This is a genomic window from Pseudomonas luteola NBRC 103146, from assembly GCF_002091675.1.
Taxonomy (GTDB): Bacteria; Pseudomonadota; Gammaproteobacteria; order Pseudomonadales; family Pseudomonadaceae; genus Chryseomonas; species Chryseomonas luteola.
This window is the reverse complement of sequence record NZ_BDAE01000027.1, coordinates 26,244-51,176: the sequence shown is the minus strand read 5'-3', so window position 1 is coordinate 51,176 and position 24,933 is coordinate 26,244. Positions and strand designations below refer to the sequence as shown.

Here is a 24,933-nt window from a genome sequence, read left to right as displayed (position 1 = left end):
AGTATTCTCCCCGACGTTCTGATGCCGCTGCTTGAGCAGTTCTACCGAGATAGTGCTCAGGACAGGTTATTTGCACGTATCCGTCATTGGCAGCGAAGGACTGGACTTCAGGCAACGTCTGCTCGCGTACGCAGCTTTCAAAGTCGGTGGGTCAGTTGCGATGCTAACAACACTTTGGAGTTTCATCCCAGAGTGATGGAGCTATCTGCCAGCGTACAGGACTATGTCATTGTTCGTGAGCTATGCCATACGGTGGAGAAGAATCATACGAAAGCATTCTGGGGGCTGGTGGCTAGCCATATGCCGCATTGGCAAAGGTATCATCAGGTATTAGAACGGGCAGTGTTTGGGGATTTGGTTTGATATTTAGGATCGCCCGCAACTCTAAATATTAAAATCATAGAAACGTTTATAGAATGCAGACCAGCATACCTACCCCTCGATTCCACTACTGCGCGGAACTTAGTCGAGCCTGTTTTTTGGGTAAGAGACGACAGTAAAAAAACGTTTACTGCTTTGTGTAAAGTTCCCTATTTCTGGTGCGAAATGGATAGCGCAGGATACTAAGTGGATCTATAGTTACTGTATTGATAAACAGTGATAATGCGATGCCTGGCACTAAAACCCTCAAGGTTCGAGTTCGAGACAAACATGCGGCTCTTCTCAACGAGATGGCACGCAGCGTTAATATTGTCTGGAATTACCTGAACGAACTAAGTTCACGAGCCATTCGTGAACGGGGTATTTTTCTGTCTGCTTACGACCTGCAGAAATATACGAATGGATCAGCCAAGGAACTGGGGCTGCACAGCCACACTGTTCAGTGCGTCAGTAAGGAATACGTCACCCGTTGCAAGCAGTTCAAGAAGTCACGCTTGAACTGGCGCAAGTCAGGCGGGGCGCGGCGCGCCTTGGGCTGGGTTCCAATCAATACCGGCGCGGCCAGTTGGAAGAATGGGCAGGTCTACCACAACGGTCACTATTTCAAAGTCTGGGATAGCTATGGGCTGGCTGGGTATAAATTCCGGTCGGCCTCATTCAATGAAGACGCACGCGGACGCTGGTACTTCAACGTAGTCGTTGATGCTGAAGTTCAATCCAGCCCTGGGCAAGGCGCGGTAGGTATCGACCTCGGCCTGAAGGACGTGGCGACCTGTAGTAACGGCGAAAGGCTTGAAAATGGCAGGTTCTATCATGATCTAGAGGCAAAGCTTGCGATTGCCCAGCGAAGTCGAAACAAGGCCAGAACACGCGCTATTCACGCCAAGATTGCCAATCGCCGCAAGGATGCGCTGCATCAGTTTAGCCGCAAGCTGGTAAACAGCTACGGCACCATCATCGTGGGCGACATAAGCCCTTCGACGCTCGCCAAAACCAAGATGGCCAAGTCAGTGCTGGACGCTGGCTGGGCCATGCTGAAAACAATGCTGGAATACAAGTGCGATCACGCAGGCATTGTTTTCAAGGAAGTGCGAGAAGCGTACACCACCCGCGCCTGTTCGGCTTGCGGCTCCCTGACGGGACCAAAAGGCGTCAATGGGTTGCGTATAAGAGAATGGACCTGTTGTGAGTGCGGTGTTGCTCACGACCGCGATATTAACGCGGCCAGAAACATTCTCGCGCTCGGGCATGAGCGTCCATTTGTGGAAATCCCCGTCCTTTAGGAAGGGAGGATGTCAATGCATGATGTTTCCTAGCGTGTATGGGTTCGACCAGTTAAGCACTTTCGACTGAGCTTAATTTATTCCTTCAGGCTCAACGCTTAGCTGGTCAATGACGCTTGTTCGAAAAATTTCGACCACTTTACGCGGGTGCTGAACTACGGAACTCTGCCCTGCGCAGGCTCAAATCAGAAATATCGCGAATAGGTACGCTCCAGCGAATAGTTCTGGTTTGCGATGGGGTTGATGAACTCAATCGTACTTTCCTTCATGCAACCTCCGACCTGGTGCGCCTCTCTCAACCGCGCTGCCAAATCATTGGCATCCGGCCCCGGATCACGGTTAGATGGTCCGCGGACTTGGCATACTCGCCAATCGCCGTCGAGGCAGCCTAGTTCTAGTGTTGCTATAGGCCGTCTTTCACCAGGACGGCGGAAGCTATAGAAAGCGCCTTCACCATTAACATGCTTATTAAAATATCCATGCTGGATTTTGCCATTCCATCTACCGATGCAATGTCCCATCTGATCGGACTCATCAATAAAATCCTGATGGGTAAGCAGGCGAACAACTTCCAGGCCTGTATTGGCATCGACTAAGAAGTCTTGACCTCCAGGCGTAGGCACTACGCGGTTGAGATTTTGAGGCGCCTCAATGACGTCCTGCTCCTCTGGATCCTCAATATCAAGGCTCATCTCCTCGATATAGCGTCTCGCCATAGCTGTCATTTCGGGCCAGGTAGTTGAACGCGTTATATCGACATCGCCGCCATTGATGTAATCCCTGACAAGAATCGCATCTGCAACAGCTTGAGCGCATACCGATAAGTCTTTATCAGAAAGCTCTGTGGCCAGCGCTTTAATCATTAGCTTCCAGTCCTCATCATAAGGAGGATTGACACCCTCCAGACTGATATCGGCATCTGCCAGGGTTATCAGTAGTGCTGGACTTGGCTCGATAGCGGACTCACGAATAGCATCAATAGGCTTCGCTAGCCGGGCAGGCCAAGCAGTTTCTCCTCGTGATGCAAAATAGCGATATATGCTCACTACATGTTCGATAGAAAGCTGATTTAAGGCCTTCCACCCTTTCTTGGTAAGCCCATACTCCTTGAGAAAACCATTCAGCCCACCACCATCCTGATAGGTAAGGCGGTCTTTTACCGCCCACACCATTGGGAGCAAGCTGCGAGGGGTACTTTCAGGGATAGCGTCTGCCCAGGCAATAAATCGCTGGGCGTCCTGGTATGTATCCTCCCACGGCTTTGGAAGCCGCGGGGATCCGCTCAAAAGTTTGTACAGTGACTGTCCATTCATCATGCGATCGCTCGATCATTAGCGGCGTTGTCTTGATCGCGGGCGGCAATTTGCTCGCTTATATATCCTGTTAGCCATTCACGCGCTCTGCTGTCTAGCGCTGAGGTACGGAAGGTGATCCCCATTTCGATCAACTGATCCAGAATCGCATCAAGACGGTCGCTAAATCGGCACTCTGGTATATCGAACGTCAATACTAGGTCGCCTGAGCTACGAGTCCACTCCATACCGTGGGTGAGCTCTTTAATAGCCTCGTTCTCTACAAGCCATGAGGAGCGATTCTTGGCGCGAGGAACGATAAGCTTTGCCGTATAGGTGGTTCGTGTACGGTTGACCTCAAAATAGAAATTGCTCTTACGATCGGACTTGGCATCTTCGATCTCTTTCGCAGGCACACCTGTTACGGTCAGATCTTTAAGGTTCATGTACAGGGTTGCTTTGCGCATCGAGCCGGCGCGATGGCAGATATAGGCTTCAATGGTATCTGAGCTACCCAAATCAACTGGCATTTCCAAAAGGCGAATCTGATCGAAGTTCGAAGGCATCATTACACCGAACTCGCGTGAGCCATTTGCCAGGGTGTAGGTAGACGGAAGCCCCTTCCCAAGATCGGACGCCAGGCTAATCGCTTTTAGCAGGTTGCCTGAAAGAACATGACGTCGCATTTCGATCTGACCGCGAGGCAAGTTCTCATAGCTGGCCATGATCTCTGGAACAAAATTACCGTTTTCATCAATGAGATCCTGCTGAGGATCACTTACCAGAATGGCAAGGTTTGCCCAGTCGTAAACAAACGCTGCTGGATCTGCATCTTCTGTTTGCATGTAAGCCTGTTTCTGAGCCTGCATGGCTTCAGAAATGACGGTGGCCAATGGGATCCGGACCTGCCGACAATGCTGCTCCTTGCTAACCAGTAACATACGCCATTCAAATGGATCATGCATTGACCTCGCCATGATCGGAGGTTCGATACCAACGATATGAAGGTCAATGGGTGCATCCGAATCCAGTTTCAGGTGTAAATGTCCGCCTAGCTTCACACGATCAGCAAAGGCTCTGACACTTAGATAATCACGTGCTGCACGAGTAGTCAGAGAGTCATAGCGGCTATTTGCTTGCTCTTCCAATGTCTGGTTTGCACCCTCATCAAAGAGGCCTCTGAAGGTAGCCAGAGTGTTTTCCAAGCGGGCCGTAATGGTATCCATTACCTCCAGCAGCGGCTTGCGCGACCAGTTACGGCTGGCGCCTTCTGCCAGGGTGAGACTTGCACGGCCAATACTAATCAGCGTACGAATGGTATCGGGACTCAGTGCAGGCAGCTCGTCGTGATAGCGCAGTTCTTTAAGCTTGATCTCGCTTTCGAACACCGACGTACCGGTAGCTGGGTACAGAGTAACCTCGTTCACCACTTCAGCCTTGACGTCCATATGACGGCTTCTGAAAGGGTTAACGCCCCGCTGCTCCAGCTCTTCGAGTTTATTCTCGTAAGCGCTGATGAGACCGTCCATCATTTCATCTTGTGTTGTGCAAGGAAGCAAAAGTCCCATTGCAGTGACGCGAGAGGCAAGCCCCGTGTCTCCGCCTTGCTCGTTGATCTTGTTTGCTTCAACAGCCAGGTTTAAGCCTATCGCTTCGGCGACACCCGGATTATCTTCCAGATATTTCAAAGCAGCTTCGCAGCCAACCCAGTTGAAGATATCAGGCATCGAGCTGGTCATTTCTGAATCTCGGGAGCCACGAGTCAACGACATCATATTGCTCAGCCGGCGACGCATAATGGCCATGCTGCGTACGGCAACGGGCACAGCTGATCCAGGAATGGTGTAACGTGGCGCCTCAACCATGTTCGCGCGGAAAACCCTGCCCAGAGCTTGTTGCAGGTTGTAGATATCATCGTCCGCCTGCAATAGAAGCATGTCGCGCTTGCGCTGGTCAGAGAAGCGTCTATCCGCGTGCAGGTCGATACCTGTTGCGCCAGCTCGGTTAAGTGTAAGACCTACCATTTCGCCAGAGTTGAAAGCATTTACGATGCGCTGCCGATCTCTTTTTGAGGAGTCGGAACGACGATTAATTCTGTATGTTCCTGGCGCAACCTGCTCTGCTCTCCATTTACGACCAGTTAGCTCGCCCATAGGGAAGCCGGCGGCAGTAATCTTGTCGTTGATGTAATCAATGGGAGAGACAGGGATGGAGTTGGGAATACGTTCCACTGCTGTATTAAAGCGAGCAATGGCTGCACGTACGTTCCCTTGAACGTTTAAATGGCCGCCGGCCAGGATAATCTGGAGCTGCTCAGGTAAGCCTCGCCCTTCAAGGTGCAGTGCATCGTCCTGCAGGTTGAATCGATGGGCGCCATCAGGGAAATTGACGTTAATTTCAGTGATCTTGTTAGCCATGCGCTTGAGCACATTGCCGAAGTTCATTTCAACGACAAGATCATCCAACGGTACATCATGCTCGCTCACGACCCGAATAACTTCATTCAGGACGGATTCCATTGTGCTCTGAACAACCAGTACAGGCTTGTTACCGTCTCTTGCTGACTGAATAGCAAGGTCCGCATACCAGTCAGCATGCACGGCAAGTAATGCCTGCTGGGAGAAGTGATGCAACGTGGAGCTGAAGTGCATGCTTGAAAGGCCTAACACCTCACGATTACGGCGAGCGATCTGGCGGCGCTCATCAGCCATGCGTTGACGCACAATGTACTCGTTATTGTTAACGTCCTGGTTGTACTGGGAAACTACTGACTGAAGATCAAGCAATGCACGTAGAGCAGTTGAAAGTGCATCCATATTGGTCCGGATCTGGGGCGCCAGTTCTTCCGGAACATCAGGTGTCAGGTATTCCGCTTGGGACATATCATGCTCAAGGCGGCGATACTGCCCTTCTTGGGCAAGCATCAAAGGAACTGCTTCCATGGCGGCCGCGCCACCCTTCTGCAGTATCTCCATAACCTGAGCCTGGTTTCCTAAGAGCGACAGATCAGTACCACGATACAGTCCTAGGTTTTTTGCTTCCTTAGCAGAGGTTGCTGAGCTTGAAAGGTTATGCCGAGCAGACTCCATAATGGCTCGGACATTGAGGCCGCAGAGGCTTTCGACGCCAGCCGAGAGGTGCGATTCATCTACGATTACTGTCGCATCCTGGGCAATCTGACGAAGCCAGTTGGCTCGCGGGGTGTCTGCCTTAGTGGAAAGCTGAGAATGGGTAGTGAAGACGACGCGAATACCTTGTGGTAGCTCGCCAGTTTCGTAGATCTCCTGCAATGTGCTGGCGCTACGACCTTTAACCAGTTCCTCCCCAAGCTCGTTTTCAATCCCAACGCCGCTATTGGTGATTAAAAGATGACGCTGGTCAATAAGGTCGGCCATACCGAGGACGGCCATTTCGCGGGCCATTGAGTTATAGAGAGTTTGCTCCTTCGTAATGAAGATCGCGGTCAGGCCTTGCTGATAAGCAAAGCGAATCACGCCTGCAATCTGGCGACCTTTGCCAATACCCGTCAGGTCACCAAGTACCATGTCGCGGCCACGGTCAAAGGCATCAAAGGTAAGGGCGAGACCATCTACCTGCTCTGCGTACAGGCGTCCTCTTAGCTCTGCAGGAGAATCGAACCCTAGGGCGCGAGAGACAAACTCATCTACATCACCACGGCGCTGAGAAAGCTTGGCAAGCGCTCCAGTGATGGCTGTTGCCATGTTGGCAGGCATCATGGTGCCTTGAGCATCAAGATTGCTCAAAGGAGCATAAGGAACGCGGCCGGCATTCTCCACTACGCCTAAATCCATCCCACGGCGGCGAGCTGCACGACGTTCTTCAATTTCAGCTTGAAGAAGTGCCGCTTCTTCCTCTGTTAGTGTGGAGGAGGCAAGCTCTATTTCAACAACAGGGTCAGCTTCGACTGGTGCGTCGTTATTTACGACAGGACGGCCTGAATTCGCTGCAGGCGCTCCACCGGCGACTGCATCAGGAGTTCCTCGACGTTCAGCTCTGTAGCCGGATACCGCTGCGCTGCTGCGTCCGAGATCTGGCGTATCTGGGCTGTGTCCTCGCTCATTGCCGCCATCAGGAAGCTCTCGATCAGCGATACGGGGCTCTCGGGCGGAAGCTCTCTGGCCAGTATCATCTCTGCGAACATCCCCGGCGTCAGCTGGCTCCCTGGCAGAAATGCGAGGTTGCTCGTCCCCATGCACTGCTGGGCGAATTCTTCCAGCTCGCTCAGTGTCATCAGCCCCTGAGATAGAGCCCGCTCTGTCTGCGTCGCGATGTCCCGCTGCATTAACTCTTTCCAGGCCGGCCACGTTGGACGCTCCAGAAACTTGTCGTGCTCCTGAGGGTTCACGATCAGCCCGAGTGTCAGCAGCATTTCCTGGTTGTTGAATAACGGCATTACCGTCAACAATTTCACCCGTTTGGCCATAGGTCTCTCTCCACAGATTATTAAGATGATGAGCCATCTCTACTTCAGTATTTACATGGGGCAGCGCCTGGTTACCCAGGCTGCGGATGTAAAGTCGTTCCGGTAGAGTGGCATCAGTAATCAACACCAAACGGTGCACGTTGTTCTTGGGACTTCCCCATGCGGCCGAAATAAGTGGAAAGCCGGGGTTATCAGAAAGGAACTGATTTGCGTTAGCTACCATGCGCTCAGGGGAGCGTCCCAATGAGATCATGACCAGTTGCGCATCGTCGGTCATTCGATTGAGGACAGCCTTTAAAGCATCCCACCATGGCGACATCACAATACCTGCAGAGGGAGCCATAGCTTCGATTTCGGCTAGCTCGCTGCCCTGCGGCATTTGAGGATATTGCTTGAATATCAAAGGGCGGTCGTCACCATCATGAATAGCCCGAATGAACTGTTCCAAGAGTGATGGCTGGTTGGCTACCGGCGCCGCCACAGGCACTTGCTCAACGGCCGGGGCCTCTTCAGCTACAGCTGGGGTCGTTTGTGCGATAGGCTCTGTAGGAGGTTCAGGCTGCACCTGCTCAATAGCAGGGGCTTCGTTCACAACGACAGCAGCAGGCTCGGCTATGGTTACAGGCTCTGAGCTTTCAGGCTGGGCAGCAATGTCAGCGACATCACGAGAAGCAGTAGGGGCTTCCTGAGCTTGATCGGCATCGTCAGCAAACCCGGGGAAGTCAAAGAGTGCTTCTTGTTCAGCCGCGCGACGCTCAGCCTCAAGTCTTTCGGCCTCAAGCCGCTCAAGTTCTTGAGCACGAGCCTCCCACTCGCTAGCACGCTGAGCTAAGGACGCGATCATGGCTGGTGCGAACTGACTATTGGCGTCTGGATATAAGGTCAGAACGTCTTTGGAATCACGGGTTTCTATGAAAGCTTTGGGCAACCTGGCAATCCAGGCATTGGATGAAGCTTCACCGGATAGAGGCGGAAAGAGTATAGCCTTGGTATCAAATACCTTCTTTCGCTCTCCACCCAGCTCAACAAAGGCTTCCTTTGCTTCCTTGGTGCCACCTATGGCAGCAAAATAAAACTGCCCGTGGGTATTTCTCCACATTTCTAAAGTGGCGCCATAAGCCTCTATGTTCAGCCAACGGATTGTTCTCATGCCCAGCCTCCATTACCTGCCGGCAATATCGCCATAAATCGAGAAATCGCTTGTGAGCGCTTATAGTGGTGTATAAATGGATACATGTGGCTAAACCTCAAACTACCGATGCGGTGCGAGGCAGCAAAGGCTTGGTCAGGAGCTAAAATTAGGGAAAAAGGGGATTTTTGGCTTATCATGAGAGATGTCGCAATGACCTTCCACGCCGCGTAGATTGCCTTCTCTAAAGCTCCGACCCGATTACCTTTACGCATTAGAGCTGTACCCATCACCGTACAAGCGATCAAAAGATGATCTTGCATATACGGTACTATAACATCCGCATAAATGCATGTCCAAAGCCATTAGCCTTACCTTCTGCTAATCATTGCAGTCTGATTCACAGTCTTGGAAGACATCTGTCCAAATCAGTCAAAGCGTCGAAATGCAAAGTTCAAAACATGCTTATGAGCTTTCCTAGGACTCATTTTTCTTAAATATTTCGATGAGCCAAATATGCTTTCTGATGAGCCATATTGGGTAAAGATTAGCCTTTAGGAGGGCAAACTTAGGGCAGTTCTCTTGCGAAGGAACGGAGCAAACAATACAAAATAAATATACAATATGATGTACTATTGTAGTTCCAATTGTATTGACAGCCTTTCGCAGTATCGAAGGATAGATCATGCGCCTGAAGCAAATAGCAGTCGTGGCTTGTGCCACAGTATTACCCTTCTCGTTCTCAGGGCCGGCGCAAGCCTCGTCTGATTCTGCCCTCCTCTCGGCCATTCTTAAGCAAGCAATTGCTCAGTTGCTGCAACAGCAGACCATCAACACGACAATAGACGGTGGCCTTGAGGAAGTAAGAACAGAAGTTGAGCAGTCATCGAAGCGAGCTGCGACAGCCATCATGAATGGCCAGATCGACATCTATAATCAGCAGAATCAGAAGGATCAGCAGGCCTCGACTTTCTGCCAGGAAGAGCAGACGCTACCTACCAAAATCAGCAAGGCTACCGTACAGAAAGCCTATAGCAGGCAGTCGACGTCTTATAACGACTATAACTCTGCTCAGGCTACCCATGAGCCTGCAAAATTTACTCGTGAGAAAAATGAGCAAGTACTCAAGAACATCACCTCAACGTGTGATGTTCGCATTCTGCCGCCAGTAGGAAAGAAGGATGTAAGCAATAACATGGCCTGCACTGATGACCAGGTGAAGGTTATCACTGACGTGGCCACCGGCCGTAAGCCATTACCACAGCCTCCTGCAGCTTTCAAAAACACCGATATAGGCGAGACTCTCAAGAGAGAGATCGATACCTATAACCTCCGAATGTCCGCCGTTGAGAACGTGATTGGCACCTCTGTCAGCGAAGAGCGTGACGCTGAGCTTACGGCTTACGAAAAGCTCTTCGCCTCCCCGACTATCGACGAAATCAATGCTATGTCCGGAACTGGAGGAGTTTCCCGAGACGCGCTGGTTATGCAACAGCTTAACAACCAGCTGCTACTGCGTTTGTATAAAGAAACGATAGAAAGCAACCGCTTGGCCGCAATTCAAATTTCTCAGCGTGAAGAACAGCATCGGCGTGAGATCTCTCAACTGCTCAGTAACTCCGGCCGTCAATAAGGAGGCAATATGAAGAACCAAACCTCACCGTCGGAGCAAGGCCACGCGACCCGGCCTAAGCGGCATGTTGCTGTTAGGACGCTAGGCTGGGTATCTGGGGTAACCCCAACAGTTGCAGTGTTTAGAGAGGCAAAGACATCCGCCATCATAATATGGTGGATGATCAATAATCTTGTGTCGCTTGTACGGTTCAATCGTACAGAAGCGAAGGCTGACAATACCTTAGCTAAAACCTCGCCAGAGCAATTCTGGGATGAGTGCGTGCGCACTGCTGCCATTACTGAGTCATCTGTTCGAGCCCGCTACAAAATGGCCTACTGGCTTAGTGTGGTGCTCTTCTTCGCTTTTTCCGCATCGATCGCAATGGTCATCATGCACATGGGTGACGCATGGGCTTTAACGCGAAATCTATTTTTATTGAATATCTTATTCATTATTCACGTAACTAATCTGCATAGGTTATATACCGCGCGCGAGCAGCGGATTATCACTATTTTGGCTTTTGTAAGGCTCATGATCATGCGACCCGCTCTCTTTGTTCCTGAGACGCTTCCTAAAAACTACAAACTGCGGAAGGAACAGACTGAAGGGGCCTCCAAATGACATCTTTATCAAAGCTCGTCTTGATATGGATTTTTGGAACTTGGGTTTTTGGTAGTGGAGAAATTGACGCTAATATAACTAGCATGAGTACACAAGTAACGCCACTAACCATTTTCGCGAGTCAGTTCACGACAGTAGGCTTAGCGGGTTTTGGGTTGCTTGGCTCTTGGGCAATTTTCTTAGGTATTTTTAGGCTAAGAAATAATGGCAACTTCTTTGGATCTAGAGATAGTAATGAGGCCTTCTTTTATCCGATGCGTATGATGTTTGCATTAACTCTTTGCGCGCCAGTAATACCAATAGCAAGTCCAGGAGGTGTCGATATTGTCCTAACTCCAGGCCATACGCTAATCACGAGTATTGCAAAGCAAGGAAGCGAGTGGGGAGATACAGCCCAAATGCAAAGTTTCAAACTTATGCATACTTATAACCTGTATGCAGATCCGACATACGATGTCCACGTACAACAGTCTGCTGTACAGGATATGTTTAGGAACTGGCAAGCTCTTGGTATTTCTGCAGCAGGTTATCTTTATAATAAGAACCCTTACGACAAACTTAGCGGCATATCAGCCTCTGATTTTGCCCAAAAGCTCATTGAGGGAGCATGGCGTAAAGAATATCCGAATCCGGTAAGATCTGGATATTATGGACCAACGTCAAGCACTGATGAATTTATCACGGAAATTCTGAATCATACTAAAATTCCTGTAATACCTCCTACTGATGCAGTGGCCACTTCAGTCGGGTATGTTGACTCAACAGGAACGTTGGCTGATGGATCACTAAGTAATACTACGAGTTATGAAAGACAATCTGAGAATTGGTTATGTCAGTTCTTCAATAATGCAAACTTGTTTTGCTCAAGCGAGCAGATATCTCTTGTCAGGAATAACGCAATAGCGATTTCTGTTGCCATATCTCAAGCGCAGCGTGCTGCATGGACGCGCATCGTTACTGATGCGATGGCGAGAGTTCTAGCAGTTAAAAATGACAACACCTCTAGTTCTGTCTCTACCACTTATGCTCAAGGTGAAGCATATATCCAAGACTTATCTACTTGGTATAGAGATACAGTCCAAACAGTGGTGAAGAATCAGCTTGCATCAAGCAATCTTAAACAATCTGAAAATTACTTCAAAGCGATTGAGCAATGGGGCTGGATGATGGGCGGTACATTTGTATTGCGTGCCGCCAACGACTTTTCTCGGGCTCAGTCGTACGCATCAGTTGGTACAGGCAAATTATACCCGGTTAGTAATCTTTCTCAATTAACAGCAGGTGATGATCTAACCAAGCTTGTCCAAAACAAGATAGAGCAGAATAAAGATCAGGGCGGGATTACTGATTTAAACGGAATGCTCGGATTCGATATCCTCAGTAAAGATCCAGCTAAAGCAAATCTTTATACCGTTTCTAGCTTTGGCCGTGAAATAGCTAGTGCAGGAATGGTGTTTTTATCAGGTGGAGCAGTCGCGAAAATAGTATCAATGGTGTCTTCCAAAGGAGAAGATTCGGCGAAGATCTTTACTTATATAGGCGTTCTCCTCTTAATCGTAGGTGCAATGATCGGCTATGTACTTCCTATCGTCTATGCCATATATGGTCTTATGGGCGTATTCAGCTGGATAACATTTGTAATGTCGTCGTTCTTTGGCGTCACTCTGTGGGGCGCTGCTCAGGCCGCACCCAAAGGTGAAGAGCATACTAGCCAGATGGCGGGAAAAGGCTGGAACGTACTGGTTTTCATTGGGTTCTATCCTGCGCTGGCTGTAGGAGGGCTTGCAGCAGCTGTAACGCTTACTAGCGTAGGTCTTCCACTTGTCAACGTCACGATGGGGGGGTTGTGGGGGATGATGTTAACGGGAGGCTATGGGCAGCCTTTTGATGCTTTAGCTAACTACCTGATTGGCGCAATAGTTATGGTCATAGTCACTTGTGTCCTCTTTTGGTCTGTTGCTATGACAAGCGCTCAACTCATTACAAGCTTTCCAAGAACCGTACTCAACATGATTTCATTCAGCGAGCCAGGGCTGAGTCCTTACGAGAATACTCCCCAAGGTGCAATGGGGCAGATTGCAGGCCTTATAAAAGCGCCCCTTTCAACGGGCGTAAGCACAGTCATGAGAAGTATTTTTACACGTAATAACTCTGCGTCCAGTCCAAAACCGGGAAGCGCTGGAATATAAGTAATTGGGTCATAAAGAAAAAGGGCGCTCGTTTAGAGGCGCCCTTTTATTTTATTGCTAACAGCCATGACTTTGCTTAATAGTATTTTCTAAACATATGAGGAGGAAGTTGTTCAGCCATCAACTTCATTTCTTTCGGAGTTACATCTCCTGGCTTTACTTCATACCCTTTATCTTTCGTATAGATTATATGGGAGCCAGCGAACTGACATGCTCCTACATTTCCAGCAAGTTTTACACCCGCATTAGGCGCATATCCATCGATAACTTGGCCATCTATGAATAGTGAAATTATACAGACATTAGTGCCTGGGGTGTCATCATGCCTGACCTGGAGGTGATATATGCTTCCGGGTAGATTCCGTAATGGAGCTACATTCGTATTAAAGTAAGCGGTTGCTTTAGCGTCTATTTCTTTAGGCTGTACCTCGCCCCTTTCGCTTCCACAACCGCTTATTATCAAACCTATGGCTATAGCTGGTATCGCCGCAAAACTAGCTATGCGTATCTTTTTCATCAGGTGGATCTCCCTCTACCGGCTTAGCCGTACTGCTTTACCTTTGTATATATAAAAGCATATCGAGGTGTCGGTGTAAAGTCTATTTACAGCTGCATGGCCAGTGTGTTCAATGACTGAAGCAAGGCGCCTAGGAACTGCTTGCTTCAGTTATGCCTGGCTCTCCCCTTCCCTCTTCCGAAAGCACAGTCAGTATCCAGCTTTGTGAGGAATCCCCAGAGAACATTACACTGGGCAAGCGCGAGGTATTCCCCCAGTAAGGAAGTAGTCATTGTCACGTATGTGATTGCGCAAGGCCTGGTCTCCAAAATAGCCTATCAACCCAAACATTCTGTCCTCTGCCAGTTTTGTGGGTGAGTAGCTAGCCGAATTCACTGTGCCTTCAGGAATGTAACCTCCATTAATGAATGCTTCGACTGCTAATTGCGAACAAAAAAGAGACTCTATTGGGCTACTTCTGTGGTTGGGCACTGACCACCGTTTTGCCCGATTTTGAAGCTCTAGTTCTTGTAGCTCTAGCAGCGGTGCCATCAGCGCACCTTTGACGTTGTATGGAGTTTTGGCCTGAGCGTGTAGCAGGCAAAAATCAACTACCTTTTTCCCCAGCTCTGGCACCCCTTCTGGCTTTGCACCAAAACAACGAGCTACAGCGACATAGGGGTAACGTTTGATAATGTCATCAAGCTTCACTTTAACAACTCCGCCTTTTGCTGCCTCGATCGCATAACCTTTACCTATGTAAATGGCTGTGTGTACATAGTCTCCGGCTGAGCCATAGGAAATTGCAGCTCTAATCAGATCCGCTTCATCATTAGGACAAAAAAGAACGTCAGCAGGCGCAAGGTCAGCCTCGGTAAGAAATATTGGGTGAGGATTGTCGAGTGACAGCACACCTGAATGACGTCGATCAGCAAGACACTTATGAAAATGGAGTGGTCGCTTAAGATGATCGTTATGGCCGATAGCGGACTTGTTTCGCCTTAATTTTTTAGTGGCCCATTTGCTTAAAAAATCAGTGATGACGTGTCGGCGCTTACCAAAAATTGTATTGAGGATACTACTACTCATATGAATCCATGCCTGCCCGCTGCAGACAGTTGAAGGGAGGGTTCTACTTAGTCATGGAGCACCCGGATGCAAACTATCTTTGATTTCCAAAGGGTATGCATCCAAGTTCAAGAGTATCAATTAGGCGACTATAGGCTTATCCAAGAGGGAAATACCGTTCCCGTTCATTGCTGCCTCAACGCGCTCTTTATTACTAAAGAAATACTGGAATCGTCTACCAATTTCGCACATGGCTAGCATGCTGTCGAAAAAGAAGCGGGCCGCCCCTTCATTCAAGGGAAGACTTGCCATATTCATTGGATCTCTTGGCTGGCTCAGTCCACAAAAGCCTACCAGGCGCCGAGACCACTCCATTTCAGGAGCGATGTCGGACTCGGAGAACACTCGCTCGAATTTAATAGTCTCTCCACTAGGCCTGCGGAAACACTTACGCTTATATACAGCGGCGAATACCCCTACCGAGAAATGGTTTACCTGGCCGTGCTCCATGTATGAAGCGTTACGCTTCTTGCTCTCGGCCCACCCTCCCCCGCTTCCGTGTCCAGCACCTGGAGCATTACCGTTTTCGCAGATCGTCCCATCTGGCCGAACAAAGTAATTAACGTCTGCAAACCAGTCGTAGCAAATCAGAATGTCAGTAATTACCTCTGCTTTATAAAAATCTTTGTGGGCCTCGTTCACGTAGCTAATGAGATCAGCCTTAGATGCCGCATAAGCTCGGTGATTAACCTTTAGCTTATTTGTACAGCGGCTCTGACCTGGATTCTTATGTCGTTTTCCGACAGCTACCAACGCTGGTACTAGATAATCTGGGACGGTGCAGCTGAACTCTCCATCAGTGCTGGCATAGATGTCGCTCTCAAATTGCTGTTTGTGGCCATCTTCTGTTTTTTCAATGAAGACATGCTTTGTTAGCTTAGGCATTCTCGGATCTCATGGCTCATTACCGTTTAAATATACGCCCGCCAGAACGTATAATCAAACAATGATGCCTACTTACAGCTTTTATCGGTAATTTTCCTTTTAAGCTCTTTTTGCCCCTGCCCAGTTGAGACACCCTCGACGCCTATTAATCCAATTCAGAATTGGACTATGAATCGACGTTTGCACTATGATCTCGTGAAATAACCCATTTCACCGTTCAAACTAGGGAAACATAATGAAATCAGCCGTCAATCAGCCTAAGCCTCCGCTAGGGGCACCTAAAGCTGGAGCCTTACTCAGAAGGTTTTCTGAAAATGGAAATATCGAGTTGGACACGATGCGCGCTGATGTCATTAAGCCGCAGGAGCGCAAAACAGCCAGAACATGGGGCCTTGCTGAAGCTGCAGACATGATTGGCAGATCAGCCAACACTATTCGAACTTATGAGGCTGAAATTGTTGAAGCTTTCGAAAAGGGAGAAAGCTCCGTAAAGCCTATCGAGAAGGATGAGCGTGGTAAGTGGTCATTTACGCTTCACGACATCAACCGCTTCCGAGATATGTTCAAGACACGTTATTTAAGGCCAGCTAATTCGCAGGCCATGATCCTTGCGATTTCAAACTTCAAAGGGGGTGTTGCCAAGACCACCTCCGTAGTTCACCTTGCTCAGAAAGCAGCTATCGAAGGTCTGCGCGTTCTCGTTGTTGACCTTGATCCACAAGCATCCAGTAGCTTCAACCTTGGCCCCTTCATTCCCGATATAGATCTGAAGTCGGATGACATTATTAACCAGGCCCTGCTCCATGATCCCCAGGCAATCAGACGGTGCACATTTGAAAGCTATTTCCCTGGCATACACATCATTCCTTCTAATCTAAGCCTCCAAGAGCTAGATATTCAGCTTCCAAACCCGGAGATGAATAACACCGAGCAGCTAGGGCACCCTGTATACCGGCTACGAAATGCTCTTGAGATCATCAGAGAAGACTACGACCTCATTCTTCTAGACTGCGGCCCCAACCTAGCTAGCGTGTCGTTGAATGCAATGATGGCAGCCAATGGTCTTATCGTTCCGATTCCGCCAGGAAGTTATGACTACGCCAGCTTCGTTATGCTCTGTTCATCTCTGGCTGACTTGTTTGATGCCACTGAAAAAGGCTTTGACTATCTACGGTTGTTAATAACCAAGCACCCTGGACCTAAATCTCAAGGTGCGGTTTCGATCGAAAGACGCATTCGTAATATGTACGGGGATTACGTGATGGCAAATGTCGCCAGCCTAACCACGGCTGTAGAGCGTGCAAGCGCGGAGCTCTCCTCCGTTTATGATCAGGTTCCTACCCGCTCGACTAGAGACAGCCATCGTCGCGCTCTGGAAATTATGGATGCAGTCAACAACGAGATCCTCACCGATCTCAAAACTATCTGGGAAGAGCAATCCAAAGGTTCAGGAGAAGCAGCATGACTGAGAAGACAACTCGTGCACCTGGCGTAGCTGGCCTGTTTACCCAGCAGCTTGCCGCTGAGAAGGCAGCTCCTAAACGTGTAGCCCCAGTTCGTGCGTTTCCTGACGCCTCCGGAACTAACAAGCCTCTGCTCGCTTCATTCAAGCCCGCCCAGCAGAACCTTCCTGAAACAGGTGAAGTATTCGAGATTGACCCAACTCTTGTCGAACCCTGGCCATTTGCTGACCGGCCAGAGGGTGAGATGGGTGACTTTGAAGAATTGGTTGAGATGATCGATGCCTCTGGGCAAGCCGTTCCGGGTCTAGTCCGCCCACATCCAGATAAGGAAGGACATTACGAATTGATTTATGGCCTGCGACGTTGGCGGGCTGCAAAGCAACTTCATAAGCCTTTCCTATGCCTGGTAAAAAACCTGGATGACAAAGCGGCATTTGCTGCAATGGATGGCGAGAACAACGGCCGAAAGAATCTTTCTAGCTGGGCTAAGGCTGTCTCTTATAGCCAAGCTATTTCCAAAGGCCTGTATAAAAATGAGTCTGCTCTTGCCTACGAACTCGGAATCTCCCGTGGGACATTGAATAATCTCATGGCCTATACCCGGCTTCCGGACGATGTCTCAAAAGCCATTGGCGTTCTTAGTCGTGTCAGTATCCAAACAGTCAAAGCAATGCTTGCTCTCCTTAATGATGAGCAGAACTCCGAAGGGTATAAAGCAGCGATTATTGAGTTAGCCCCTCAGATACGTACCGGCGCACTAACAGATAAATCGCTATTAAGAGCTGTTCATTCATCTGAGAAACCCACGGCGCCTGACGAGGCAGCTGCTGTTGATGTCACTGATAAGGATGGGATAAAAGTAGGAACGATACGTCGTACCCGTAAAGGTATCCAGATCACTCTTGCCTCGAAAGACTATGAACAGGTATCGCTTGGCGAAATCTCAGAGCGTTTAAGCAAAGTATTAGTGATGGGTGGAGCCAAAAGAAAAATATCTTAATCCAGCTCCTGGTCTCAACATGGGCGGCTTATCTAGCCGCCCTTTTTTTTGCACAATATTGAGATCCTAGGGCATTTTTTCATGTCGTATGCATACGACATTTCTCTCGATGAGCGTAGACGCATTATGCCGTGAGTCTGTCTCTAACATCGCTCTACTCATAAAATGCTGGCACCCAAAGTTGATCGCAACCTCTGCACTACCCCTCCCAAAGTTGATAGTCCCCTGGCTCCCCGTTACAGCTCAACGCTACGATTCATCGCAAAATACAGTGATAGTTGCCTACCCGCTTCCGAGTAGCATTCCTAACAACATCGTGTAGTAAAGCACGCGCTTTATCGACATTTATTCCTTTGCTTTATGGCTACTGTTACAAATGGCCAGGCTACTAGAATCACCATGTCGGTAACTAATACAGCTCAAGGCTTACAAGGAATCGGGACCATGACTTTTGACGTCAATAGTTACGCGAAAGCCTATTACGATAACATTCAACCATCGCCAGGTAACGATTACCCGCGGCTCAAGGCATGGGAGTTTCTGTACGAGTACATCTGGGATGAATCGCGTACTGAATGGGCTAACCTCATCTCAGAGGATCAAGTTGAGACTACAGCGCTACACATTGGCTTCTACTTAGCTAACTGGGGGATGTTTCGCGGCTCATCTGGTCTTTTGCAGAATAGCAACCTAGATCTTATGAAGGCTTTGGCCAAGCTTATTTTCCAAGGACAAGGCCCGGAACTGTTAGAACTTTCTTTGGATGATTTTGTTTCAGGTGCTCCGAGAATGGCTTACAACCAGCAGCTTCTGGACTCTGTACTCGGCTCTATGGGGTTATTGGCATCTAACGTCTCGTGGACTCCTACACTCAAGACAAAGATCCTAATGGGCATCTGGGGAGAATGCCCGGCACTAGATCGTTTTTATATTGCTGCTTGCCGAAATCTTTTTCCTCGTCGCCGCTACATAACCTGCGCAAGTGGACAGGGATTGACAGCATTAGCCGACGTGGTTCGAGAGCTAAACACCCCCTCGATCTACCTAGAAACAGGACGTCTAAGACTCCAATACCCCACAGCTCGGATTATGGACATGGCGCTCTTCCAGTATGCATCAAAACTGTAATTAACAATTATCTCCTAGAAGACCTGATGGTGCTTAGGGTCAAATCTTTGAACAAAAGCGAGTTAATCGATATCCACCTGCCCAACTGGGCCTTGAGTTGAAGTGGCTGCACGCTCCCTTATATGCCCTTTGTAGCCATCCTCAAGTTTCAACCTTCCGTTCATAGCAGGTCTTCATAAGCTATGAACGGTGGCTCTAAGCATAAATGGCTCTGCATCCAAGGTTTACATAGTTGAGATCAGGCTTAATTCGTCATGCGCTCCGGGCACGCCATGCGGTTATAAACGTTAAACTTTTATGGCCTTTTTGTAAGGATACACAAGCATTTCACCCATCTGGGTTAGTAGCGAAAGGCTAGGTAAGACAGTGTCATTGCAATAGATCCAGGTAGATCGCGTCCCGTCTCATTCAAACCGGCAGCCGAATTTCTGATTCTGCTTGGTGGGGAATGATATGGTTATCACCACTGCTACTTGTTCTCTAAAGCTGCGTCAGGTTTACGTGTTGAAATGTCGTATGCATACAACATTTTCCACCTAATGTTTTTTGATTACTAAATCGTCTGAAAGCTGTCGCTGCATACGTCATTATGAATGGAGTAAGTGACAAGGATCATGAAGGGAGCCGTATTCCCTTAGATAAGAAGAATGTCGTATGCATACGACATTGGTGAAAGCTCACACAAGCCGAGGGAAAGTGAGAAGGTAATGATGAAAGGATTTTCGATACACAAAGGGCCGGATGAAATTATTAGGGTACGCCTATAAAGAGATTACCTAGACAGTTTCTATGCGGACTTATGCGTTGTCAGGTGTTGTTATGCGTAATAATGACGAACAAATAATTGTTTCGGCTAGTTATGCGCTGACTGATACAGCAGAGCTCGGAAATAAGAGCCTGAAGACGTAGAAGCAAATATTGGCGCTCTGAACTGTCCTGCGCTAATCAAGCCAGACCTTGGTAGATAGTTGAAAGGGCGCCTGGGCACCGTATGCTATCCAAGGACCTGCTTACGTTTTAGGGCCGGGCTTCGGATTACTTGTTAATCAGGAGCCCACCTGATAGGCAACATCATGCGGTTCGACCAACATAGCCCATTGGTGATAGAGCTCAGCAGCTTCGCTATCTATGAGCTTCCAGCCGGCATGGATGTTATGGCTGTGGTCATAGATGACATCGAGCTCAGAAAGAATACTGACTCCACCGATAAAGACGATGTTGAGGGCCGATGATTGGCCCTTGGTAAAGGCAACGGAGTGAGTAGGGCGCCCAGCTGCGAGTTGGGCCGTTGAGACCCAGCATGCTGCTGGAACAAAGCCTTCGCGAATTGCCATCTTGCAGGTCGACTGCATTGCTCGCCGATGATCGTTATATTCATTGAAGTAAAACGCATAGGCGCCAGCAAGAGTCTGGAATGCTATTTGGTCTATTAGGCGCTCTGTCTTTCGGTTCATCATCACTACGTCCTACTTCAAATACTCCCTTACTTATCCAGGTAGGGGAGTGGCAGAATAATCAATCTCATCGACCAGCGATTGCAACGCTGAGGTTTCATAGCTAGCCCATTCGCTATCCAGCTGTGACCGGAGGGCTTTATAGTCATCAGGTGAAACTATGACGTCACGAGCCATGGGCAACTCCGCACTTGCACTCATAGCGACTAGAAACATCTGAATATAATTAGCAGCTTCTAGACTTAGGCTTTGATCGTCGTAACACGCGCGGTCGATATAGTCGGAAGCCATGTCTATCGCCATCGAGGGAAACGCTGATCCGTGCAACATTAACCTCTCTGCATAAGCAGGGGCATGTATACGCAGGACATCCACCGCTTTTGCTACAAACGGATCAGTCAAGCGACGGCCAGGGAAGACTTCAGACAACGATTGGCCCTTTACAAGATCTCGGCCTTTCATATCGAACCAGTGTCCTGCATGTAGCTTTGTCCGTTCGAAATCGAAGTCGCCAGCTAAACCTGGTCTCGCGATATGGGACCCCTCTACAGCCGAACCATTACTTACAACTAGCAGCTCAAAATTAGTCTGCGTATTCAACCGATATTGATCGCGCTCTTTTTCTGTAGCAGGACGCATGCCAGAAAGAGCACCACATAGAATATTGACGATAACGTCTCGGCTGCGCTGGACCATATTCCAAAACTCCGTTTTACATTAGTATATACAAAAGCATGCCGTCAAGCGGCTTAAGCTGTTTTGGGTAGGTTGGCTGTGTGCTTGCACTTCGGATATCCGCCGCATGACCAGAAATGGCCTTTAGGACCGTTCCGCAATACAAGGTGATGCTTCTGGCACTTAGGGCACAGATCACCTTTTGCTGCTTCGATCTTAGGCACAGGCTTGCCGTCGGGAGCCGCCTTCATAGTGGTCTTGCACTGTGTATCAGTGCATGCCCAATAAGGGCCAAACTTGCCATTCTTGCGGAAAGACAAAGGCTTTGAGCAGGTTGGACATGAAGCAGCGTAACCATTGTGCTCGAGCACTGGAGTTTGGTGAGTCGCTCGCTCTTTATTGAGCCCTTGGCTTTGAAAAAACACTGCACACTTATTGATCATGTTGGTGGCAGCGTCCATGGCCGATTCAAAGCTGATTTTGCCGCTACGAACTTGATCCATATAGTCCTCCCAGATCGCAGTCTGGCCAGGATCTCGTAGGTGCTGCGGTATGGACTGGATAAGCATCAGTGCATTAGGCGAGCAGTCGATGGTTCCTTTCTTTTTATCCTTCTGAACGATTAGCCCGCGAGCGCGGTGTTCTTTAATCGTTGGCGCTCTTGTAGCTTCTGTCCCAAGACCAGAGGTTTCTTTAAGGCGAGCCCGGTGCTCGGCGTTCTGGACATACTTATGAATGCCAATCATATCGCCTAGCAAAGTACCTTCCGTGTAATAGGCTGGCGCTTTGGTCTGCCCCTGGACGACATCAACATCCCTAACCAGAGCGGCCATACCGTCTAGTACGGGAGGCAGCTTGTTATTGCCGCCTGGCTGGTCCGCTTCATCACCGTCCTCATCAGGCCTGGCTGCTGTGGCTTCTAAAGCTTTGAAGCCCTGCTTAAGGGGCGTGGTGCCTGATGCAGTGAGGAGTATTTCGCTGGCCGGAAGAGCTATGTTGACCTCATTGTACTCATAGTCTGGGGCGAAACTACGTACGTAATACAGGACGATGAGCTGGTAAAGCAGCTGCTCATCCCCGGTTAAGCCATTGGGCGCTGTAGCAGTTGGTAGGATGGCGTGGTGGTCATAATCCGCTTCGATGACAGACTGGGGTTTGATCCTGTCTCTACGATAGAGCGGCTGATGCGTACCGGTAACCGAAAGGGGAGGGGCCCAGCCATTTCTTTGTAATGCGGCCAGAATTCCGGGCACCTCGCTCATCTGCTCTTCAGGCATAAAGTTGCAGCTGGTTCGAGGATATGAGACGTACTCATTGTCATAGAGGGCCTGACACGTATCCAGAGTCCGGTCGAGCGTCCATTTCCAGCGGCGACTCGCTTCTTTCTGAAGATCAGAAAGCGAAGGGAATTTAGGTGGTGCCTGCTTGCGATCTGTTGACTCTACAGAGAGTTGTCCTCGTGTATTGCGTACCGCATGTGCAATGGTCTCGGCTCTACTCTTTTCCCACAAGCGATGTTCGTCGCCCTTAGGAGCGAAGCTCATAGTCAAAGAGCCCACAGGCGTATCGACTTGTGCTTGCAAGGTAAAGAAAATGCGAGGAACAAAGTTTGTAATAGCTAAATGGCGCAACACGACCAAATACAAGGTTGGAGTTTGGACGCGCCCAATGGGAAACATGACATTCGGTGGAGCATATACCAGGGTGGCTCCTCGGCTATTTGTCATACCCCACATGTAGTCAAACCGTTGACGGAGAAGTGCGGCATGATAAATAGTGTCAAATTCCCGTCCGTCTCGCAGGCTTTTCCAGGCAGCACGTAACGATACTTCATCAAGGGATGAACACCAGAACCGACGCAGGGTATGTTTACGATTGCCGGATAGCTCAATCAGCTCACGGCCGATAAGCTCACCTTCACGACCACAGTCAGTCGCAATAATGATCTCAGTAGCTGATTTGAGAAGGCCCAGTACGATCTTGAGCTGATCAGCTTTGCCCTGGGCCGCTCCCATTCGCCATACAGAAGGGATGATAGGGAGGGTCTCTAAGCTCCAACCCTTTTCCCACTTGGCGTCTAGTTTATCGGGTGTAAGCATCTCGACCATGTGTCCGATGGACCACGTAAAGATCCACCCATTCTTAACCTTTATAAAGCCTTTGCCCTTGTCTGCAATACCAAACAGTTGGGCATGAGCTTGGGCCTGAGAGGGTTTTTCACACAATACAACGGTCGAACCGGTCATCATGACCTCAGATTTACTAAAACAATGACGATAGTATAACTTCATTGTTTCAGAAGTCACCTATCGTATTGTCAGGCAAAAATCAGGCCTAGAGAGCTATTCTTTCCAAAGAAAGGGGCCAAGGCGATCTAGTGTTGAATTTGCATTGAGGTTTTTGTAGATCTGGGCCTTAAGTCGCTCTGTTTTTGCTTCGTCCGCTGCTCCTAGTGATGCGTTGCCACCTCCTGGTCCTCCATGAGCACCGCTTTGCGAAATGATCTGAGCCCCCTTTCCGTCAGGTCCGTCAAAAGGCTCGGGCTTTGTTTGTACCGAGCATGCCGCGAACGTACTGGCGCTCATGCAGGTTAAAAAGCTCAATATGATTAGGCTTTTCATATCTTGACCTAACGGGAGAAGGGGCTAGGCAAGTCACGGTCCTCAACAAGGGATCGATCATTGGAAGCGGATGATGGAGTAGGGGAGGCTACCTGCTGTTGCTGAACAGTATTGTGCGCCATGGTCTGCTTTTGCTTGGCCATGAGACGAAGCTCGTCAGGTGTAACGACATTGATTCCTTCTTTGGAGGCCAATTGATGAGCAATTTGAATGAATTCTCGGCTACCTTCAAAGCTCATGGTGGTCCAGCCAGCAGCCTTGCCACACTCGATCATTGCCTTGGCAACTTCTTCTGCTGAAATCTTTCGGAAATTGGCCTGAATACGATTCGTTGCCAGATTCAACTCAAGCTTTCCTGGCAGGAAGCCTCCAAGCCCGGCCTTGGCGACGCTAAAAGCTACGCTGTGCTGGTACGAATCGATATGAGTACGGAGTCCACCGTTCTCGACAGGGCGAAGCAGGCGCGATTGGGCGCTATGCCAGAAGTTGATATCAAGCAGTTCCTGGATGCGTTTAGCTTTGAGTTGCTGTTCTCTAGCTGCCGCTTCGACCTGGCTGCGCTGGGGATGAGCAGATGGGCTATCGCTAAGGCCCATAGCTGTAGCTGAGATAGCTTCATTGCTGTGGGATGGTTCATTAGGAAGGATATACAGGTCCGAGAGGCCTGAAGCTGTAGCTTGGATATTTTCTGGTCCTTGAGGCACAAGTCGATCCGATATACGCGCCGAAATAGGAGCGCCTTCACGCTTCTTGCTACGGTTGATATCTACCACATTCCCAGTCTCATGGCTGGGGGCCATAGGTTCTGATGAGGGATCGCTCGTAGATGGCAATTGAATTCCGGCGGTTTCTTGCATATCGGGCATCACAAGATCAACTGCTTCAGCAGGTGAGATTTCCTGCTGTGATTTAGATGTGACCGACTGTAAATCCGCAATGACAGGACCAGGCTCAGTTTTGGGCGGATTCTCCATATCAGCTAGCAAGTTCAAGCTAAGGTCGTCGTCTGACAGCATAAAGCTTGGAGATGTAGTGCCTGAATTATCAGGGCTGGGTTGAAATGAACTCTCGGAAGGATCGTCTGGCTTACGCATGGCGGACACCATGATTAATAATGGAATTACGATAG

17 protein-coding genes are annotated in these 24,933 nt (G+C 49.2%); 8 read left to right on the top strand and 9 right to left on the bottom strand.

From position 1 onward, the window contains the following. The first annotated feature begins 21 nt into the window (after positions 1-21). Both PLU01S_RS21395 and PLU01S_RS21390 read left to right on the top strand, forming a co-directional pair. Positions 22-363 (top strand): YgjP-like metallopeptidase domain-containing protein, encoded by a 342-nt coding sequence (locus tag PLU01S_RS21395; protein WP_074828914.1) that lies wholly within the window; start codon positions 22-24, stop codon positions 361-363. Between the two features lie 245 nt (positions 364-608). Beyond that, positions 609-1,664: an RNA-guided endonuclease InsQ/TnpB family protein gene (locus PLU01S_RS21390; RefSeq protein ID WP_074828764.1), complete on the top strand. Its 1,056-nt coding sequence runs from the start codon at positions 609-611 to the stop codon at positions 1,662-1,664. Positions 1,665-1,849: 185 nt separating this feature from the next. Here the strand turns inward: PLU01S_RS21390 and PLU01S_RS21385 are convergent, their stop codons facing one another. Together PLU01S_RS21385 and PLU01S_RS21380 are read right to left on the bottom strand one after the other, a co-directional pair. Further along, positions 1,850-2,980: a PcfJ domain-containing protein gene (locus tag PLU01S_RS21385; protein WP_074828762.1), complete on the bottom strand. Its 1,131-nt coding sequence runs from the start codon at positions 2,978-2,980 to the stop codon at positions 1,850-1,852. Then, on the bottom strand, positions 2,977-8,550 hold the full coding sequence (locus PLU01S_RS21380) for a strawberry notch C-terminal domain-containing protein (RefSeq protein WP_074828759.1): 5,574 nt from the start codon (positions 8,548-8,550) through the stop codon (positions 2,977-2,979). Before PLU01S_RS21380 ends, PLU01S_RS21385 begins: the two co-directional genes overlap by 4 nt. 664 nt (positions 8,551-9,214) lie before the next feature. On the opposite strand from PLU01S_RS21380, the gene PLU01S_RS21370 reads away from it, so the two are divergent. The 3 genes from PLU01S_RS21370 to PLU01S_RS21360 are packed head-to-tail and all read left to right on the top strand — an operon-like array spanning position 9,215 to position 12,954. Next, a complete protein-coding gene (locus tag PLU01S_RS21370) occupies positions 9,215-10,162 on the top strand; it encodes a hypothetical protein (RefSeq protein ID WP_019364736.1) in 948 nt (315 codons plus the stop codon). A gap of 9 nt (positions 10,163-10,171) precedes the next feature. Next, positions 10,172-10,765, top strand: a complete 594-nt coding sequence (locus PLU01S_RS21365) for a hypothetical protein (protein WP_019364737.1) — start codon at positions 10,172-10,174, stop codon at positions 10,763-10,765. Further along, on the top strand, positions 10,762-12,954 hold the full coding sequence (locus PLU01S_RS21360; RefSeq protein WP_019364738.1) for a hypothetical protein: 2,193 nt from the start codon (positions 10,762-10,764) through the stop codon (positions 12,952-12,954). Before PLU01S_RS21365 ends, PLU01S_RS21360 begins: the two co-directional genes overlap by 4 nt. A 76-nt stretch (positions 12,955-13,030) precedes the next feature. Here the strand turns inward: PLU01S_RS21360 and PLU01S_RS21355 are convergent, their stop codons facing one another. The 3 genes from PLU01S_RS21355 to PLU01S_RS21345 all read right to left on the bottom strand — a co-directional run bounded on the left by PLU01S_RS21355 (position 13,031) and on the right by PLU01S_RS21345 (position 15,463). After that, positions 13,031-13,471: a hypothetical protein gene (locus tag PLU01S_RS21355; RefSeq protein WP_019364739.1), complete on the bottom strand. Its 441-nt coding sequence runs from the start codon at positions 13,469-13,471 to the stop codon at positions 13,031-13,033. 225 nt (positions 13,472-13,696) lie between these two features. Further along, positions 13,697-14,539, bottom strand: a complete 843-nt coding sequence (locus tag PLU01S_RS21350) for a C40 family peptidase (protein ID WP_074828755.1) — start codon at positions 14,537-14,539, stop codon at positions 13,697-13,699. Positions 14,540-14,659: 120 nt separating this feature from the next. Next, entirely contained in the window at positions 14,660-15,463 is an 804-nt protein-coding gene (locus tag PLU01S_RS21345; protein WP_074828752.1) for a hypothetical protein, read from the bottom strand. Between the two features lie 235 nt (positions 15,464-15,698). Here PLU01S_RS21345 and PLU01S_RS21340 point away from each other — a divergent pair, with 235 nt between their 5' ends. The 3 genes from PLU01S_RS21340 (at position 15,699) to PLU01S_RS21330 (ending at position 19,054) form a co-directional block, all read left to right on the top strand. After that, a complete protein-coding gene (locus PLU01S_RS21340) occupies positions 15,699-16,928 on the top strand; it encodes an AAA family ATPase (protein WP_074828751.1) in 1,230 nt (409 codons plus the stop codon). Beyond that, positions 16,925-17,926, top strand: coding sequence for a ParB/RepB/Spo0J family partition protein (locus PLU01S_RS21335; protein ID WP_074828748.1), 1,002 nt, complete (start codon positions 16,925-16,927; stop codon positions 17,924-17,926). Before PLU01S_RS21340 ends, PLU01S_RS21335 begins: the two co-directional genes overlap by 4 nt. Before the next feature lie 444 nt (positions 17,927-18,370). Beyond that, on the top strand, positions 18,371-19,054 hold the full coding sequence (locus PLU01S_RS21330) for a hypothetical protein (protein WP_074828745.1): 684 nt from the start codon (positions 18,371-18,373) through the stop codon (positions 19,052-19,054). 1,046 nt (positions 19,055-20,100) lie between these two features. Here the strand turns inward: PLU01S_RS21330 and PLU01S_RS21325 are convergent. From PLU01S_RS21325 to PLU01S_RS21310, 4 genes are all read right to left on the bottom strand, one after another. Continuing rightward, complete coding sequence (locus PLU01S_RS21325; protein WP_074828741.1) at positions 20,101-20,511, bottom strand: hypothetical protein; 411 nt, start codon at positions 20,509-20,511, stop codon at positions 20,101-20,103. A gap of 30 nt (positions 20,512-20,541) precedes the next feature. Then, complete coding sequence (locus PLU01S_RS21320; RefSeq protein WP_019364746.1) at positions 20,542-21,204, bottom strand: hypothetical protein; 663 nt, start codon at positions 21,202-21,204, stop codon at positions 20,542-20,544. Between the two features lie 53 nt (positions 21,205-21,257). After that, positions 21,258-23,474: a DNA topoisomerase gene (locus tag PLU01S_RS21315; RefSeq protein ID WP_083397970.1), complete on the bottom strand. Its 2,217-nt coding sequence runs from the start codon at positions 23,472-23,474 to the stop codon at positions 21,258-21,260. A 338-nt stretch (positions 23,475-23,812) separates the two neighbouring features. Beyond that, positions 23,813-24,898, bottom strand: coding sequence for a hypothetical protein (locus PLU01S_RS21310; protein WP_084339937.1), 1,086 nt, complete (start codon positions 24,896-24,898; stop codon positions 23,813-23,815). Between the last annotated feature and the right edge of the window lie 35 nt (positions 24,899-24,933).